Genomic DNA, 16,217 nt, shown 5'->3' with positions numbered 1-16,217 from the left:
TTTTTTCTGTTCTCATCCAATAAAGAATGAAGAACCTGCTCAATGAATTCTGAATTTATTTAATATCTTTCGATATTGAATTGACTGTGCTGCAATAAATAAATTTATTGCTGTTGGTCACTCAGTTTCAATTGAGACTCTAAATTTTTTGCCTCACTACCGAAGTAGCTTGGCTGTTAGAACTCAATCTGTACGAGTGCCCACACAGATGATTGCTTTATATTGTTAAAGAACGTTGCGATTAAAGTTAAACTTTATCTCGCTAGGGCTGCGCATGTTACGCTTTCCTATTTTTTTGTCAACACTTAATTTTTAGTTTCTTTTAAAGAATTTCAAAGTTAAGTTTTACTCGACTCACTGATTAACTGTTGCCCCGCTAAGCGTTGCTGTCTGCCGTCTCAGTGGGGTCGCATTATAGGGCGCGGCTGATTTTACGCAAGCGTTATTATCACTAATATTGCATTTATTTCGCTTTTGTAAGATACACAAAAGAAACTGACATGTTACCCACAAACACCTGTGCATAACATGCACTGTAAAACGATGAAATCGTAATAATCACGATATGAGTTATCCTGAAACATTGATTTATTATTCTATTTTTAAAATCAAACACAGCTAACAAGTAATATAAAATATCAACCTCAGTAAACAGATAATAATACTCCAGCGATTACTATTATTGGTTTTGGAAACTAGCTAGACCCAGCTCCTCTGATTCATAACGTGTCCCGGTTAACTTTATCAACCAAACACTATCGATAAAAGTACGGCTAAAATATACAGTTTGACCATTAGGAATGTTAGGCATAAAAGACGTTATTGATTGCCATTGGCCATCTGTTTTATCTTTTAACTTCATCGCCGCATTAAAAAACGCTCCATCTTCGTTTGCCTTTACCTCAAGTGCTGTTAATTGTTTTTCATCTCCTATTTCTATTAATGCACTCTCATTTAATAAGGCTAATAGCACTGGTTGGTGAATTGGAGCCAATGATTTTAGTTTTTTAGCAATTTTACTATCAATTGTTATCTCATTTTTCAATTTATAAATATCGGCTTTAACTGCAAAAACAGGTTCGGCATTAGTTTGATAACTTACCAATAATAAAGCCATGGAGCTAAGTAATAAATAGACGTGTTTTTTCATAATAAAATATATCCTTTCGTTAGTTTGATAATGCTAGCATAATTTAAAACAGCCCATAAAAAACGCTAATCCATTAATATTCATAATATTCTTTTATTCATTTACATGAATATAATCATAAGCTCTATCTCTGGATTAGCTAATTGGTGATAATAATACGGCAACAATTAAGGAGAGAGTAATAAGTATGCAATCACTAGGAATAGAATTAAAACGTCTTCGAACAAACAAAAAATGGACTCAAGCATTTGCTGCTCGGGAAATAGGCATCCAACAATCTTATTTATCAAAACTAGAGAATGGTCAATTCATTCCCTCTCCTGAAGTGATCGAAAAGCTAAAATTGTGCTACGACGAAGTGTGTTTTAATAACTATTTACCTACAACACCATCAACAAACGTGCCGCTGAAAAAACTGCCCATATTAAGTTTTGTGCTGTTTATAATTGGTCTTATAGTTTGGCTATGTGCAACGTATGAAATTTTTTATTCTGAAACCTACTTTACTTATCAGGCAAAACAAGGTGAATTTTTAGCGTTTAATGTTAGTCAGCAATATCAAGGCGAACGCTTTATTGAAGGTGATGTTACTTATCAAATTGTCGGCGAAAGACAAGTTAGCAGGATCGAAAACCGCTTTCTAATTGTAGGTTCTGTAGTGTGTATTTTACTATCTATAGTTGCAGGTGTATTTTCACAAAGGTATAAGTTTCGTAAATTATAAACCCGATACTTAGTTGTTACTTAATTCTAAGAATATTATTTCAGCGCATTTATGGCGCTCTTTCCTCCTCGGGTTTCTCAATACTCAACCCAAGCTACGGCGCTAACACTTACTGCGAGCAACTGAAAGCTGACAACTTACCGCTTATGGCTTCTTTAAAAACAAAAAGCCCCGGCTAATGCCGAGGCTTTTATAAAACAGACTTAATTAAAAATTAAGCTTGTTTAGGACTAGAAATAACGTCTACTAATGTCCAAGACTTAGTCTTAGAAATTGGAGCGCATTCACGGATAGAAACAACGTCACCCGCTTTTGCTGTGTTATTTTCGTCATGTACGTGTAATTTAGTCGTACGTTTGATGAATTTCCCATAAATTGGGTGCTTCACGTAACGTGCGATAGCGATAGTGAAAGATTTTTCCATCTTGTCGCTGATTACAGTGCCTTGAAGAGTACGGATTTTATCGCTCATTATTGACCTGCCTTCTGGTTAATAATTGTTTTTACACGCGCGATATCGCGACGTACTGTTCTTAGCGTATGTGTCTGAGCTAACTGACCAGTGCTTGCTTGCATGCGCATATTAAATTGCTCACGAAGAAGTCCTAGAAGTTCAGCATTAAGCTCTTCTACGCTTTTGTCTTTTAGTTCGCTTGCTTTCATCACATTACCGTCCGAGTTACGAAAGTTGTTTTGAATGGCAGTTTACGAGCAGCAAGGTTGAATGCTTCACGAGCAAGCTCTTCAGAAACACCTTCCATTTCGTAAAGTACTTTACCAGGCTGAATTTCAGCAACCCAATATTCAACAGAACCTTTACCTTTACCCATACGGACTTCAAGCGGTTTGTTTGTAATAGGCTTATCAGGGAACACACGGATCCAGATTTTACCTTGACGCTTTACGTGACGTGTCATGGCACGACGAGCTGCTTCGATTTGACGAGCAGTCATGCGGCCACGGCCAGTAGCTTTCAAACCGAAAGTACCGAAGCTTACTTTGTTACCGTTTTGCGCAAGACCACGGTTGCGGCCTTTATGCGTTTTACGGAATTTTGTACGTTTTGGCTGTAACATTACTCGCTACCTCTACTTAGCACTTTTCTTGGCTTTCTTTGGTGCGCGTTTAGCTGGCTTCTCTTGCTCTTGTACTAGTGGTAAACCACCAATAACTTCGCCTTTGAAGATCCAAACTTTAACACCAATGATACCATAAGTGGTTAAGGCTTCAGAAGTTGCGTAGTCGATATCAGCACGAAGAGTATGTAGAGGTACACGACCTTCACGATACCATTCTGAACGTGCGATTTCTGCGCCGCCAAGACGACCGCTAACTTCAACTTTGATTCCTTTTGAACCAATGCGCATTGCATTTTGTACCGAACGCTTCATAGCGCGACGGAACATAACACGACGCTCTAGTTGAGAGGCAATGCCATCTGCAACTAACTGTGCATCTAGTTCTGGTTTACGTACTTCAGAGATATTGATCTGAGCAGGTACACCAGCAATCTTAGTTACCGCTTGACGTAATTTTTCTACGTCTTCGCCTTTTTTACCGATAACAACACCCGGACGAGCCGTGTGAATTGTTACGCGGATTGATTTTGCTGGACGCTCAATAACGATTTTAGACACAGAAGCCGCTTTCAATTCCTTAGTAAGGAATGTACGTACTTTGTGATCGCCAAAAAGCTGTGCAGAGAAATCTTTTGAACTCGCGTACCAGGTAGAAACCCAAGGTTTAGATATACCTAGGCGAATACCAGTAGGATGAACTTTTTGTCCCATTACTTATACTCCTAGCTATCTGAAACCACAACAGTGATGTGGCTTGTACGCTTAAGGATGCGGTCAGCGCGTCCTTTAGCACGTGGCATAATACGTTTCATTGTAGGACCATCGTCCACAAAGATCGTTGTTACACGTAGCTCATCAATGTCAGCACCTTCGTTATGCTCTGCGTTAGCAATAGCAGACTCAAGTACTTTCTTAACTAATACAGCCGCTTTTTTAGGGCTGTACGCCAGGATTTCTAGTGCGCGATCGACAGGTAACCCGCGGATCTGATCTGCAACTAGACGTGCTTTTTGCGCCGAACCAGAGGCGAATTTATGTTTAGCTAATGCTTGCATTTATCATTCCCCTCTTAACGTTTCTTCGCTTTCTTATCCGCAGCATGGCCACGGTAAGTGCGAGTTGGTGCAAATTCACCTAGTTTGTGACCGATCATTTCGTCAGAAACGAAAACTGGTACATGCTGGCGACCATTATGGACAGCAATGGTCAATCCGATCATGTTAGGTATGATCATTGAACGACGGCTCCAAGTTTTAATTGGCTTCTTTTCACCGCTTTCCAAAGCTTTCTCTACCTTCTTCAGCAAGTGTAGGTCTATAAAAGGACCCTTCTTGAGAGAGCGTGGCATGGCTATTCCTCAATATTACTTAGTACGACGACGTACTATAAATTTATCCGTACGCTTGTTCTTACGCGTCTTAGCACCTTTAGTCGGCTTACCCCATGGAGACACAGGATGACGACCACCAGATGTACGACCTTCACCACCACCGTGTGGGTGATCAACCGGGTTCATGGCAACACCACGAACTGTCGGACGAATACCACGCCAGCGATTTGCACCTGCTTTACCAAGTGAACGAAGCATATGCTCAGCATTGCCTACTTCACCTAGTGTCGCACGACAATCAGATTCAACTTTACGAACTTCGCCTGAACGAAGACGTAATGTTACATATTGACCATCACGAGCAAGGATTTGAACGTATGCACCAGCAGAACGTGCGATTTGAGCACCTTTACCTGGTTTTAATTCTACGTTGTGAACAGTCGAACCTACAGGCATATTGCGCATAGGTAATGCATTACCAGGCTTGATTGGTGCATCAACACCAGACTGGATTGCATCACCAGCTTTTAAGCCTTTTGGTGCGATAATGTAACGACGCTCACCGTCTGCATATAATACAAGAGCGATGTTTGCGCTACGATTTGGATCATATTCTAAACGCTCAACAGTGGCTGGAATGCCATCTTTAGTACGTTTAAAATCGATTAAACGGTAATGCTGCTTATGACCACCACCGATATGACGAACCGTAATACGACCATTGTTATTACGACCACCTGATTTAGAGTTTTTCTCTAAAAGTGGTGCGTATGGCTTACCCTTATGTAGATCAGAGTTAACCACTTTAACTAGGTGACGACGGCCCGCAGAAGTAGGCTTACACTTTTGAAGTGCCATAATTCTAACTCCCCTTATTACTCGGCGCCGCCGACAAAGTCTAGTTCGCTGCCTTCTTTAAGAGTAACGTAAGCTTTTTTCCAGTCGCTACGACGACCGAAACGTGCGCCAGTACGTTTTGTTTTACCCTTAACGTTAAGTGTGCGAACACCAGTTACTTCCACTTCAAAAAGCTTTTCAACAGCAGCTTTAACTTCAGCTTTAGTTGCGTCATTTACTACTTTAAAAACAATCGTGTTGTTTTCTTCAGCAGCAATGGTGCTTTTTTCAGAGATATGTGGAGCAAGGATCACTTTTAAAAGACGTTCTTCACGGATCATGCTAGCGTCTCCTCAAGTTGCTTAACAGCAGCAGCTGTAATAAGTACCTTGTCGAAAGCAATTAAGCTTACAGGGTCGATACCAGCTACATCACGCGTGTCAACCTTGTACAGGTTACGTGCCGATAAAAATAGATTCTCATCTACTTCTTCAGTTACGATTAGAACATCTTTAAGCTCAAGTTCTTTAAGCTTAGCAACTAGTTCTTTAGTTTTAGGTGCTGCTAGAGCAAAACTTTCAACAACGATTAAACGCTCTTGACGAACTAATTCAGATAAAATGCTTTTGATCGCACCGCGGTACATTTTACGGTTTACTTTTTGACTGTGGTCTTGTGGTTTAGCTGCAAAGCTAACGCCACCTGAACGCCAAATTGGACTACGGATTGTACCAGCACGTGCACGGCCAGTACCTTTTTGAGCCCATGGTTTTTTACCACCACCGCTTACTTCAGAACGTGTCTTCTGAGCACGAGTACCTTGACGAGCGCCTGCTGCGTATGCAACAACTACTTGATGTACTAATGCTTCGTTAAACTCACGTCCAAAAGTAGCTTCAGAAACTTCAAGACCGCCAGAAGCGTCTTTAATTGCTAATTCCATCACTAAATCTCCAGGACTTATGCTTTAACAGCAGGTTTAACGATAACGTCACCGCCGATAGCTCCAGGTACTGCACCCTTAACTAAAAGCAAGTTACGCTCAGCGTCAACGCGTACTAGTTCTAAGTTTTGAGTCGTTACACGCTCAGCACCCATATGACCGGCCATTTTCTTACCTTTAAACACCTTACCAGGTGATTGGTTTTGACCGATTGAACCAGGAGCACGGTGAGATAGAGAGTTACCATGTGTAGCGTCTTGCATGCTGAAATTCCAGCGCTTAACACCACCTTGGAAACCTTTACCTTTAGAAGTACCGGTTACGTCAACCTTGTTGATTTCGTTGAATAATTCAACAGTAAGCTCAGCGCCTACTTCAAAATCGCCTTCACCACCGTTAAGGCGGAATTCCCACAGACCGCGACCCGCTTCAACACCAGCTTTAGCGAAGTGACCCGCTGTTGCTTTGTTTACACGGCTTGCTTTTTTAGTGCCTGCGGTTACTTGAAGCGCGTTATAACCGTCTGTTGCGTCAGATTTGATCTGAGCAATGCGGTTAGGTGTCGCTTCAATAACTGTCACAGGGATAGATACACCATCTTCAGTGAAGATACGTGTCATACCCACTTTACGACCGACTAGACCTAATGCCATTTTCCTAAAACCTCTCTAATCTTTCGATTAACCCAGGCTGATTTGAACATCAACACCAGCAGCAAGATCTAAACGCATAAGTGCGTCAACAGTCTTGTCAGTTGGTTCTACGATGTCGATCAGACGTTTATGGGTGCGGATCTCGTACTGATCACGCGCGTCTTTATTAACGTGCGGTGATGTAAGTACAGTAAAACGTTCAAAGCGTGTAGGTAGTGGAATTGGACCACGTACTTGTGCGCCAGTGCGTTTCGCAGTTTCCACGATTTCCGCCGTTGATTGGTCAATCAAACGGTGGTCAAAAGCTTTTAGGCGAATACGAATGCGTTGATTTGACATTCTTAAACCTCAATATAAAGAGCATTTAAAGAGCATAAAAAAACGACCGAAACAATCTTAATAATTAAGATGCCGGTTGTTGATTTATATCTACGTTGAGTTCCAAATCGGAACTCCTGTTTTATTAGCTTGAAATCCAAGCTTAATGTTCCTTCCAAGTTCCCGAGGGAATTTTGAAAGCCTGCGTATTATAATGATATTGGTGATAAATGCAACAACTATTTCAATCAACCCGAATGACTGTAATTTATACTGTAAAAAAGGGCCTGTCATCGTGTCGTCATTACTGTGGATTTACTATAGTGAGATCATGCATAGTATGAATGATAATGGTCAGTCCAGTTTTTAATTGTTATTATTCCCCCTTGTTTGCTTTTATCTCTTAATCCTTAACCTTGGTGAGTTGATGCGTATTTTTAATTATTGTTTGAACTTTATCTCAATGGTGACCAACCGCCTGCTTGTAAAAAGTAAGGTGCTGCCAGAGAGCCCTATTGAACAATATGCCCTTAACCCGGCTTATCCCACTTTTTATATCGTTAAACTCAATGCTCGATCTGATTTAGCTGCACTCGCACGCGTATGTAAAAAGCATGGCTTACCAAATCCGACCGAACAACAACTGCTTGGTAATGCCTCATTAGATCGCTTTATTGGCCTACAGAACCCACCACCACTGTTTGGTGACAAGGCAAAGCCTACTGACGCGTTAAATCAAGGTAAGCAAATCATTGAACAGTTAATCGCCAGTGGTGAAAAAAACGTACAAGTCATTCCGGTCACTATTTTATGGGGTCGCAATCCGGGTAAAGAAAAACCAGGTTTAGGTACACTCGTATCACACTCTTTAACGCCTAGCTGGTTTCGTAAATTTTTTGTTTTACTGTTCTCTGGCCGTGATAATTTTGTACGCTTTAGTCAGCCGTTAGATTTATCGCTATTAGTAAACGAAAAAACCGATGTGGATGAGCTGCCGCATAAATTATTGCGTGTAGCCCGCGTACATTTTCGTCGTCAAAAATTAGCGGCTACGGGCCCTAAAATGCCCTCACGCGAGCAATTATTTAATTCGCTATTAGCATCCCCCACTATTAAAAAAGCTATTAGCGATGAAGCAAAGAGTAAGAATATAAGCCAAGCACAGGCACGTCAAAACGCATTAAAACTACTGGATGAAATAGCCGCTAACTACAGTGACGCGACCATCCGCGTTGCTGAGAGGGCATTAACTTGGTTATGGAACAAGCTGTATAACGGTATCGAAATAAAATACACCGAGCAAATTCACGACCTGACCAATAAAGGCCATGAAATCATCTATATGCCGTGTCATCGCAGTCACATGGATTATCTACTGCTAACCTACTCTATTTATCATCTTGGTTTAGTACCGCCACATATTGCTGCGGGTATTAATTTAAACTTTTTTCCAGCAGGTGGAATTTTCCGTCGCTCAGGCGCCTTTTTTATTCGCCGTTCATTTGCGGGCAACAAACTTTATTCAGCGGTGTTTAAAGAGTATTTAAGCCAACTATTTATTAAAGGCTACTCTGTTAAGTTTTATACCGAAGGCGGGCGTAGCCGGACCGGGCGTTTACTGCCACCAAAAACCGGCATGTTGGCTATGACACTGCAAGCCATGCTTCGTGGTATTGATCGCCCAATTTCAATTGTGCCTGTGTACATTGGTTATGAACACGTTATGGAAATTAATACCTACCTTAAAGAGCTCGCCGGTGATGATAAAAAAGGTGAATCAATATTTGGGATTTTTAAAGCAATTAAAAACTTAAAAAACTACGGCCGTGGTTATTTAAATTTTGGCGACCCCATTTCGGTCAATCAATATTTAAATGACCAACAACCAGATTGGCGTGATTCTATTCATCCTACGGATGTACAAAAACCACAATGGCTTGGACCACAAGTAGCCACCTTAGCCGATAAAGTAATGGTTAACATTAATAATGCGGCCGCGCTTAACGCTGTTAATTTGCTTGCTATGATTTTATTAGTAAACGATAAGCAAGCCTTGAGTAAACCAAAACTGCTTGCACAACTTGATTTTTATCTGCACTTACAACGCAATGCTAGTTACAGCGCAAAAATCACCATTCCAAATGAGAGCCCGGAAGAGCTATTAACTCACGCCTTAAAGCTAAATAAATTTGATGTAATAAGCGATGAGTTTGGCGAGATTATCGCGATTAACGATAAAGAAAAAATCCTCTTTAACTACTATCGTAATAATATTTTGCATGTGTTTTCTGTACCAAGTTTACTGGCGCTGCATATATTTAAAAGCCATAAAACCACCATTTCGCAGTGCCAAGCATTGATTAACTGCTTTTACCCTATGTTTGCTAAAGAATGGTTTTTGCACGCGCTTGATGAAAATTATATTACCCGAATTTTAGCCAGCTTTGTTGATCAAGACCTGATAGAGATTGAGGGCGACAATATCAAAATCACGAATAGTAATGACTGCTTAGCCAAGCTTGAAATACTTGGTCGTGCGCTGAGTTTAACTCTACAACGCTACGCCATTGTGATTGGCTTTATCCAAACGAGTAAAGGCATTGAACGCGCCGAACTTGAGCGTGAAAGCCAAGTACTCGCGCAGCGATTAGGTACATTGCACGGTATTAAAACTCCTGAGTTTTTTGACAAAAAAGTATTGGTAGGTTTTATTAGTAATTTGCGTGAACAAGGCTTAATTAGCGAAACGAGTAATGGCTTAGAAGGCAGCACTGAATTATGTGAAGCCTATATGTACCTTAAGGCGTTACTGCCAGCACGGATCTGGCAGTCTATTAGTGATATTGTACTGAGCCAAGCACAACACTCAGCGCATGATTAGCGCTGACGCATGACCCCTTCTTGAATCGTTGAGGCAACTAAATTGCCTTGACGGTCAAAGAACTGCCCGCGAACCATGCCACGACCAGAACTCGCACTTGGGCTATCAATAGTATATAAAATCCAATCGTCCATTCTAAACGGACGGTGAAACCACATTGCATGATCAATCGTTGCAACTTGCATATTTGGCTGCATAAACGATACGCCATGCGGCTGTAATGCAGTTGGTAAAAACTCAAAATCAGACGCATACGCTAGTAAGTAATTATGAATGCGCTGATCATCTGGCATTTCACCATTGGCTTTAAACCAAATATGCTTAACGGGTTCCATTTCTTGTGGTTTGAACGGGTTATGAAATGTCACCGGACGCATCTCAATGGGCATTTCGCGGATAAACTTATTCCGAATTACCTCTGGTATATGCTCGGCGTTTTCTTGATAAAACTCTAATGATGAGCGCAGTTCTTCAGGTGCAGGTACGTCAGGCATAGTAGCTTGGTGAGATAAGCCTTCTTCAACAGCCTGAAACGACGCCGTCATATAAAAAATTGGCTTACCGTATTGAATGGCACTCACACGACGAGTACTAAAGCTTTTACCATCTCGAATGGTTTCAACATCGTACACTATCGGCTTTGCTGCATCGCCCGGGCGTAAAAAATAAGAATGCAATGAATGAACAATACGCCCTTCAGGTAAGGTCTCTTTAGCTGCTGAGAGCGCTTGCCCCATCACTTGACCACCAAATACCGCCCGAAAACCTAAATCTTGGCTTTGCCCACGATATAAGCCCTGCTCTATTTCTTCTAGCGTTAATAATGACAATAAATCATCTAAAACTTGGCTCATTTTTAATATCCTCAATCCCACAATAGTTAAATCATACTATACAATGACTCTAAGTAAATCTTTGTTAGGAAACCTTACTATGGCTTATTGGCTATTTAAAACCGAACCCGATGCTTTTTCAATTGATGATTTAAAGAGTGCACCCGCACAAACAACAGCCTGGGAAGGTGTACGTAATTATCAAGCTCGCAACTTTATGCGCGATGATGTAAAACTTGGCGACCTAGTGATGATCTATCATTCAAGCTGTAAGCAAGTAGGTGTAGCCGGTATTGCAACAGTGACCGCTGAGGCCTATCCAGACCCGTGCCAATTTGATTTAAGTAGTGATTATTATGACCCTAAATCAAGCAATGATAAGCCACGCTGGGTGGTCGTTGAGGTCAGCTATCAGCAGCACTTAAGTAAACTTGTTAGTCTTAAAGCGATTAAGAAAAATGATGCCATTACCGAAATAGCGCTAAAAAAAGGTGGTCGATTATCGGTAATGCCGGTCACCCAGGCTGATTGGAATGAGATAATGAAAATGGCGCAATAGAGCGCTAAGCAGTAAGCGTGGCCTTATCCCGCGCTTTTATTCACAATGACAACTGCCGGAATTAACCTTTCGCTTTTTTTCTAGTCCCTTTTTTCTTATGCCCATGTTTGGGCACGATGGCAAAATACATTATCAGTGCAAGCCATGAGAAGAAGATAATACCGATTAGCCAGCCGTTTTTTTCGTGGCCTTGAGTGCGTTTAGTATTGAGAACGATCACTACAGGTAGAATATAGGCACTCAATACTAAAATTAAAAACGCGACTTCATCCATTACTTAGCAAGCTCTTGCCAGTTAACTTCACTGCTTAATACGCGGTCAACAGCAATGTAATGCAAAATATCGCCACTATTCACAGGGTAAGCAAGCGGTGGATTTAAATCCATATTTTGTGCGCTTAAGTTATGTGCTACACCCAATAAAATAGCATCGTGATCGTGTTTAAAATGGTGAAAAAGTTTACCGAATTCCATGGTATTTAAATCTTTTGGTATCGTTAAGCTAAACTGTGTGTCGCCATGTAATGTAGATAGTAATTCTTCTTGCACACGACTAGACCCTGGATCTTGCATTGAACGCACTAATATTTCAGCTGATTTAGCACTACTACATTCAACATTACCGCAATGCTCTAACAACATTTCAATTTTACTCTCGTCATTAAAGTGTGCGCTGATATGGCAATCACCTTTGACTAGCTTGCTTATGCGCAGTGCGGTAGTAAATGTTTGATCGTCATCTTGACCATCAATAATAATTTTATCTGCCTGCTTGATAGCTACGCGTTCAAGTTGCTCGCAATCTGTAAAGCTTGTTAAACGTGCAAAATCAACATGAGCATTGGTTAAAAATGGGTGCTCCATAGGCTCTGTTACCGCAAGTAAAATACGTCGCTCAGTGCGTTTCTGGTCAGCCAAAATATAGTCAACCATTTTTTTTGTGCGCGTTGGGTGCCAGCCAAAAATAATAATATGGTTGTTGTAATGTGAAAAACTTTTATCACCTGTCATAGCGCGCCTAATTAAATAAGTAACTGTTTGCCCTGTTTTTCCTAACAGAACACCAAATAATGCCAACCCAAAAGGGATTTGTAATAGTGCAACAATCCAGCGACCTAGATCTGTACTCGCACTAAAGTCACCGTAACCCACGGTTGATGTAGTCACTATATAGTAATATACAAAGGTGCTTAAAGGACTTAATGCGGATTCTCCGGCAAGCACTAATAGCAACCAAATTAATGCCATATGCAATAATGTGGCAACAGCAACCGCCTGCCAACTTACCTGATCTATATGGCTTCTAACTAACAAAAAAAGTTGTTTAAATATAAAAGGCATGCCACCACTTGGTTAATCCGTTATCAATTACCCAATAAGTTACTGCAATGCTTTATTGAAGGCAATGTTTGTAATATGTAAGATTATTTTCTAGGATGCTTTTCTCAACTGGAACAGTGTAAGCTATACTTAAATTCGTTAACCATAAAGTCGAGCGTATTATGTCGGGTGTATTAGCTTCTGTAGATCAACGAACTCAATTAGTCGGAGAGAACCGTCTAGAGCTTTTACTGTTTTATTTACATAGTCGCCATTTGTTTGCACTCAATGTATTTAAGGTTAAAGAGGTGGTTAAATTGCCACATTTAAACATTATTCCCCATGCACACCCTAAAATTTCTGGTGTAGCGAATATTCGTGGTGAGTCAATCCCTGTTATCGATTTACGTAAAGCCATTTGTATGTCTGAGGCGCGTAATATAGAAGACTGTAATCTTGTAATTACTGAATACAACCGCACAGTGCAAGGGTTTTTAATTGGTAAGGTTGATCAAATCGTCAACATGACATGGTCAGATATCATGCCGCCGCCAAGCTCTGTAGGTAAAAATCACTATCTAACCGCACTAACAAAGATTATACGTGATGACCAAGAGCAATTAGTCGAAATCATTGATGTAGAAAAAGTACTCGCTGAAATTATTGAATATGAAGTTAAAATTTCTGATGACTTAGTTGATCAAAGTATCGTTAATGAGTTTGCTGGACGTAAAATTCTCCACGCTGATGATTCACCGACAGCACGCAAACAAGTCAGTGATACACTGTCGCAACTGGGTATTGAAATTATTCCTGCTAGTAACGGCCTTGAAGCGCTGAATATGCTTAAGAGCTGGGCTGATCGGGGTGATAATGTTGAGCAAGACTTATTAATGGTGATCACCGATGCTGAAATGCCCGCAATGGATGGATACCGACTAACGCATGAGATCCGTAATGATAAACGGTTGAAAAATTTATTTGTCGTTTTAAATACGTCTCTCAGTGGCAGTTTTAATCAGGCCATGGTTGAAAAAGTGGGCTGCAACTCATTTTTATCTAAATTCCAACCAGACTTATTAGTCGAAGAAGTGCAAAACCGTCTTAAAGTTGTGCTTGAGAAAAAAAGTTAGGCTATTTGCCAATTAACTACTTTCATGGTTAATTGGCACTCTCTATAAATAATAAAAATACTTCTATGCTCAATTCAGTTGCCAAACCGTTCACAAAATTAGTTGAGCGTTACCTCCCCGATCCATTCGTGTTTGTGATTTTATTAACCCTGGTTACTTTTGCCCTTGCCTGTATTTTTACACCTTCAAGTAGCCTTGAAGTGCTTGATGCATGGGGAAGTGGGTTTTGGAACTTGCTAAAATTTGCCATGCAAATGCTACTGGTGCTGCTTGCAGGTTATATGCTTGCAAGTACTGCTGCTATTAATTCAATTCTAAATAAACTAGCCACGTATGCTAACACACCTGCCAAAGCGATTATTTTTGTTACTGTGGTGTCATTGTGTGCAAGTTGGCTTAATTGGGGATTTGGCTTGGTGATTGGTGCGCTATTCGCTAAAGCGATTGCTCGACAAACAAAAGTGGACTATCGCTTACTCGTTGCCAGTGCTTATTCTGGTTTTATTGTATGGCATGGTGGTCTTGCAGGTTCAATTCCACTCACTATTGCTACTACTGGTCATTTTTCAGAGCAAAGTATTGGGGTCATTAGTACTGGAGATACATTATTTTCAGGGTTTAATATTGCCATCGTCATCGGTTTATTTATCATTATGCCGTTGGTTAATCGCTATATGTTACCTTGTGATAAAGACAGTGTGTATGTCGATCAAGCTAGCCTTAGCGAACCAATACCTAAAAAATTAGACTTACTTCGCCCTGCTGATCATATTGAACACAGTCGCTTATTAGGTATGAGTATAGGCATTATGGGGTTAGCATATTTAGTTTATTATTTTGCCCTTAATGCCGGTTCACTTAATCTAAACAGTGTGATTGCGCTGTTTTTATTTTCAGCCATATTACTACATCAAACGCCATATAATTTATTAACCAGCTTACAACAAGCAGTGCCCAGCGGCGCAGGTATTATTATCCAGTTCCCATTTTATGCAGGGATCATGGCGATTATGGTCGACACTGGATTAGCACAACAAATTTCACAAGGCTTTATTGCTATTGCCGATGCTGAATCACTGCCATTGTTGAGTTTTTTAAGTGCAGGATTAGTGAATATATTTGTGCCATCAGGTGGCGGTCAATGGGCGGTACAAGCCCCCATTGTAATACCCGCCGCACAAGCTTTAGGGGCTGATATGCCCCGGGTTGCAATGGCGGTAGCATGGGGAGATGCCTGGACTAACCTAATTCAGCCATTTTGGGCTTTGCCAGTGCTAGCAATTGCCGGCCTAAAAGCCAAAGACATCATGGGCTTTTGTTTAGTGCAATTGATTATAACCGGCGTGTTTATATCGTTGGTATTGAGTTTTTATTAGTGATGGCATTATCAATAGGCGCCTGCATGATCAGTCCTATTGATAATGTTTGATTTTAACTCGATAAAATCTTCATCGGTAAGCTTAATATCGCGTTTTCTGAATCAGCAAAGTGCATCATTACCGCGACGTGTCCTGCAACGACGAGTGCATACATTACTGCTGAAAAGCCTTGGCCATATTTATCTAGCGGTACTAGGTGTGAGAAGTGGCGGCCGCGCCATTCAAAGGCAATTTCCAGCGCACCGATAAATAAGAAAAACACGAGTAACATTAAGCCAAAGGTATAGCTTATCCACAATCCAAATAACACTCCTAAAATACATATACTCAAACCTACCCATGAGCGCATTGAAAAGCTTATGCTTTTTAGCACATGACCACCGTCTAGCGGAAGAATGGGCAATAAGTTAAATAAGTTAAGTAATGCGCTGAGCACCGCGACACCTGCGAAAATTTCCATCTCAGTGGCGTAATAAAGCACTACACCCAATACAGAGGTGATCAAACCAAACGCGGGCCCCATAAGTGAGATAACTACATCTTGCCAGCGGGTGGTAATTTTATCATCAGAGACGGCAAGCCCCCCGACAAATGGAATCAAGTAAATCCCTTTGGTTTTAATACCAAAATACTGCATAGCTCTAACATGACCGTATTCGTGGATCACCAAGCACGCTATTAACATTAAAGCGAACTCAAACGTAAATAGCCAGGCATAACCTGCAACTGATGCGCCGGCTAGTGCTACTTTAACCACTTTTGCACTTTTAAAAATTTTAAAACCTAACGCAAACAGTCCAAATAAACCTTGCTTTGGTTTAGTTTTTTCCATTGGGGGAAGTGTCAATTGCTTTGCAAGTTCGCCGTCTATATACAATACCAAGCTGTTATCGAGCACTGCACTAGTATCTAAACCAATTACTTGGCCATTAGACTTAAATTCAAAATAATTTTCACGTGTATTATCAAACCCTATAGCTTGTTGCTCTTGAAATATTTGGACAATTTTTTGCCCTACTAAAACCAAACTATAATCTTGTTCAGCAAGGGTTAGTTGTATTCGAATCATCGTATTCAC

21 protein-coding genes are annotated in these 16,217 nt (G+C 40.7%); 5 read left to right on the top strand and 16 right to left on the bottom strand.

The features are described from left to right. Positions 1-679: 679 nt before the first annotated feature. A complete protein-coding gene (locus ADS77_RS16765) occupies positions 680-1,150 on the bottom strand; it encodes a hypothetical protein (protein WP_054455436.1) in 471 nt (156 codons plus the stop codon). Positions 1,151-1,337: 187 nt separating this feature from the next. Here ADS77_RS16765 and ADS77_RS16760 point away from each other — a divergent pair, with 187 nt between their 5' ends. Further along, positions 1,338-1,874 carry a helix-turn-helix domain-containing protein gene (locus ADS77_RS16760; RefSeq protein ID WP_054206132.1) on the top strand — a complete coding sequence of 179 codons (537 nt, stop codon included), beginning with the start codon at positions 1,338-1,340 and terminating at the stop codon, positions 1,872-1,874. A gap of 214 nt (positions 1,875-2,088) precedes the next feature. Here ADS77_RS16760 and rpsQ read toward each other — a convergent pair whose 3' ends face one another. Genes rpsQ through rpsJ form a run of 11 tightly spaced genes read right to left on the bottom strand, consistent with a single transcriptional unit; the run spans position 2,089 to position 7,055 of the window. Next, on the bottom strand, positions 2,089-2,346 hold the full coding sequence (rpsQ, locus tag ADS77_RS16755; RefSeq protein ID WP_054206131.1) for a 30S ribosomal protein S17: 258 nt from the start codon (positions 2,344-2,346) through the stop codon (positions 2,089-2,091). Continuing rightward, positions 2,346-2,537 (bottom strand): 50S ribosomal protein L29, encoded by a 192-nt coding sequence (gene rpmC / locus ADS77_RS16750; protein ID WP_054206130.1) that lies wholly within the window; start codon positions 2,535-2,537, stop codon positions 2,346-2,348. Before rpmC ends, rpsQ begins: the two co-directional genes overlap by 1 nt. After that, entirely contained in the window at positions 2,537-2,950 is a 414-nt protein-coding gene (gene rplP, locus ADS77_RS16745) for a 50S ribosomal protein L16 (protein WP_054206129.1), read from the bottom strand. The genes rpmC and rplP overlap by 1 nt, the downstream gene beginning before the upstream one ends. Positions 2,951-2,962: 12 nt before the next feature. Further along, on the bottom strand, positions 2,963-3,664 hold the full coding sequence (gene rpsC, locus ADS77_RS16740) for a 30S ribosomal protein S3 (protein WP_054206128.1): 702 nt from the start codon (positions 3,662-3,664) through the stop codon (positions 2,963-2,965). 11 nt (positions 3,665-3,675) lie between these two features. Continuing rightward, positions 3,676-4,008: a 50S ribosomal protein L22 gene (rplV, locus tag ADS77_RS16735; RefSeq protein WP_004588690.1), complete on the bottom strand. Its 333-nt coding sequence runs from the start codon at positions 4,006-4,008 to the stop codon at positions 3,676-3,678. Positions 4,009-4,022: 14 nt separating this feature from the next. After that, positions 4,023-4,301, bottom strand: coding sequence for a 30S ribosomal protein S19 (gene rpsS / locus ADS77_RS16730; protein ID WP_004588689.1), 279 nt, complete (start codon positions 4,299-4,301; stop codon positions 4,023-4,025). A gap of 15 nt (positions 4,302-4,316) precedes the next feature. Next, positions 4,317-5,141 (bottom strand): 50S ribosomal protein L2, encoded by an 825-nt coding sequence (rplB, locus tag ADS77_RS16725; protein WP_002957895.1) that lies wholly within the window; start codon positions 5,139-5,141, stop codon positions 4,317-4,319. Positions 5,142-5,158: 17 nt separating this feature from the next. Continuing rightward, entirely contained in the window at positions 5,159-5,461 is a 303-nt protein-coding gene (gene rplW, locus ADS77_RS16720; RefSeq protein WP_054206127.1) for a 50S ribosomal protein L23, read from the bottom strand. Further along, the gene (gene rplD, locus ADS77_RS16715; RefSeq protein WP_054206126.1) at positions 5,458-6,063 is read right to left on the bottom strand and encodes a 50S ribosomal protein L4; all 606 of its coding nucleotides are present in this window, start codon (positions 6,061-6,063) and stop codon (positions 5,458-5,460) included. The genes rplW and rplD overlap by 4 nt, the downstream gene beginning before the upstream one ends. 17 nt (positions 6,064-6,080) lie before the next feature. Beyond that, a complete protein-coding gene (rplC, locus tag ADS77_RS16710) occupies positions 6,081-6,716 on the bottom strand; it encodes a 50S ribosomal protein L3 (RefSeq protein ID WP_054206125.1) in 636 nt (211 codons plus the stop codon). Between the two features lie 27 nt (positions 6,717-6,743). Continuing rightward, positions 6,744-7,055: a 30S ribosomal protein S10 gene (gene rpsJ / locus ADS77_RS16705; protein ID WP_002957900.1), complete on the bottom strand. Its 312-nt coding sequence runs from the start codon at positions 7,053-7,055 to the stop codon at positions 6,744-6,746. Between the two features lie 406 nt (positions 7,056-7,461). Between rpsJ and plsB the strand changes: the two genes are divergently transcribed. Further along, a complete protein-coding gene (gene plsB / locus ADS77_RS16700) occupies positions 7,462-9,915 on the top strand; it encodes a glycerol-3-phosphate 1-O-acyltransferase PlsB (RefSeq protein ID WP_054455434.1) in 2,454 nt (817 codons plus the stop codon). On the opposite strand, the gene tesB is transcribed toward plsB, so the two are convergent. Further along, positions 9,912-10,769, bottom strand: coding sequence for an acyl-CoA thioesterase II (tesB, locus tag ADS77_RS16695; RefSeq protein WP_054206123.1), 858 nt, complete (start codon positions 10,767-10,769; stop codon positions 9,912-9,914). The two genes, plsB and tesB, sit on opposite strands and share 4 nt — an antisense overlap. Before the next feature lie 79 nt (positions 10,770-10,848). Here tesB and ADS77_RS16690 point away from each other — a divergent pair, with 79 nt between their 5' ends. After that, complete coding sequence (locus ADS77_RS16690) at positions 10,849-11,307, top strand: EVE domain-containing protein (protein WP_054206122.1); 459 nt, start codon at positions 10,849-10,851, stop codon at positions 11,305-11,307. Between the two features lie 61 nt (positions 11,308-11,368). Here ADS77_RS16690 and ADS77_RS16685 read toward each other — a convergent pair whose 3' ends face one another. Together ADS77_RS16685 and ADS77_RS16680 are read right to left on the bottom strand one after the other, a co-directional pair. Beyond that, positions 11,369-11,581 carry a hypothetical protein gene (locus ADS77_RS16685; protein ID WP_054455433.1) on the bottom strand — a complete coding sequence of 71 codons (213 nt, stop codon included), beginning with the start codon at positions 11,579-11,581 and terminating at the stop codon, positions 11,369-11,371. Beyond that, positions 11,581-12,648, bottom strand: coding sequence for a potassium channel family protein (locus tag ADS77_RS16680; RefSeq protein WP_054206120.1), 1,068 nt, complete (start codon positions 12,646-12,648; stop codon positions 11,581-11,583). The genes ADS77_RS16685 and ADS77_RS16680 overlap by 1 nt, the downstream gene beginning before the upstream one ends. A 161-nt stretch (positions 12,649-12,809) precedes the next feature. Between ADS77_RS16680 and ADS77_RS16675 the strand changes: the two genes are divergently transcribed. Together ADS77_RS16675 and ADS77_RS16670 are read left to right on the top strand one after the other, a co-directional pair. Beyond that, complete coding sequence (locus tag ADS77_RS16675) at positions 12,810-13,760, top strand: chemotaxis protein CheV (protein ID WP_054206119.1); 951 nt, start codon at positions 12,810-12,812, stop codon at positions 13,758-13,760. Positions 13,761-13,825: 65 nt separating this feature from the next. Then, positions 13,826-15,136 carry a short-chain fatty acid transporter gene (locus tag ADS77_RS16670; RefSeq protein ID WP_054455430.1) on the top strand — a complete coding sequence of 437 codons (1,311 nt, stop codon included), beginning with the start codon at positions 13,826-13,828 and terminating at the stop codon, positions 15,134-15,136. A 55-nt stretch (positions 15,137-15,191) separates the two neighbouring features. On the opposite strand, the gene ADS77_RS16665 is transcribed toward ADS77_RS16670, so the two are convergent. Then, positions 15,192-16,208 carry a metalloprotease gene (locus ADS77_RS16665; RefSeq protein WP_054455427.1) on the bottom strand — a complete coding sequence of 339 codons (1,017 nt, stop codon included), beginning with the start codon at positions 16,206-16,208 and terminating at the stop codon, positions 15,192-15,194. Positions 16,209-16,217: the final 9 nt, after the last annotated feature.

Source organism: Pseudoalteromonas porphyrae, assembly GCF_001298125.1.
Classification (GTDB): domain Bacteria; phylum Pseudomonadota; class Gammaproteobacteria; order Enterobacterales; family Alteromonadaceae; genus Pseudoalteromonas; species Pseudoalteromonas neustonica.
This window is presented reverse-complemented; position numbering and strand designations above follow the sequence as displayed.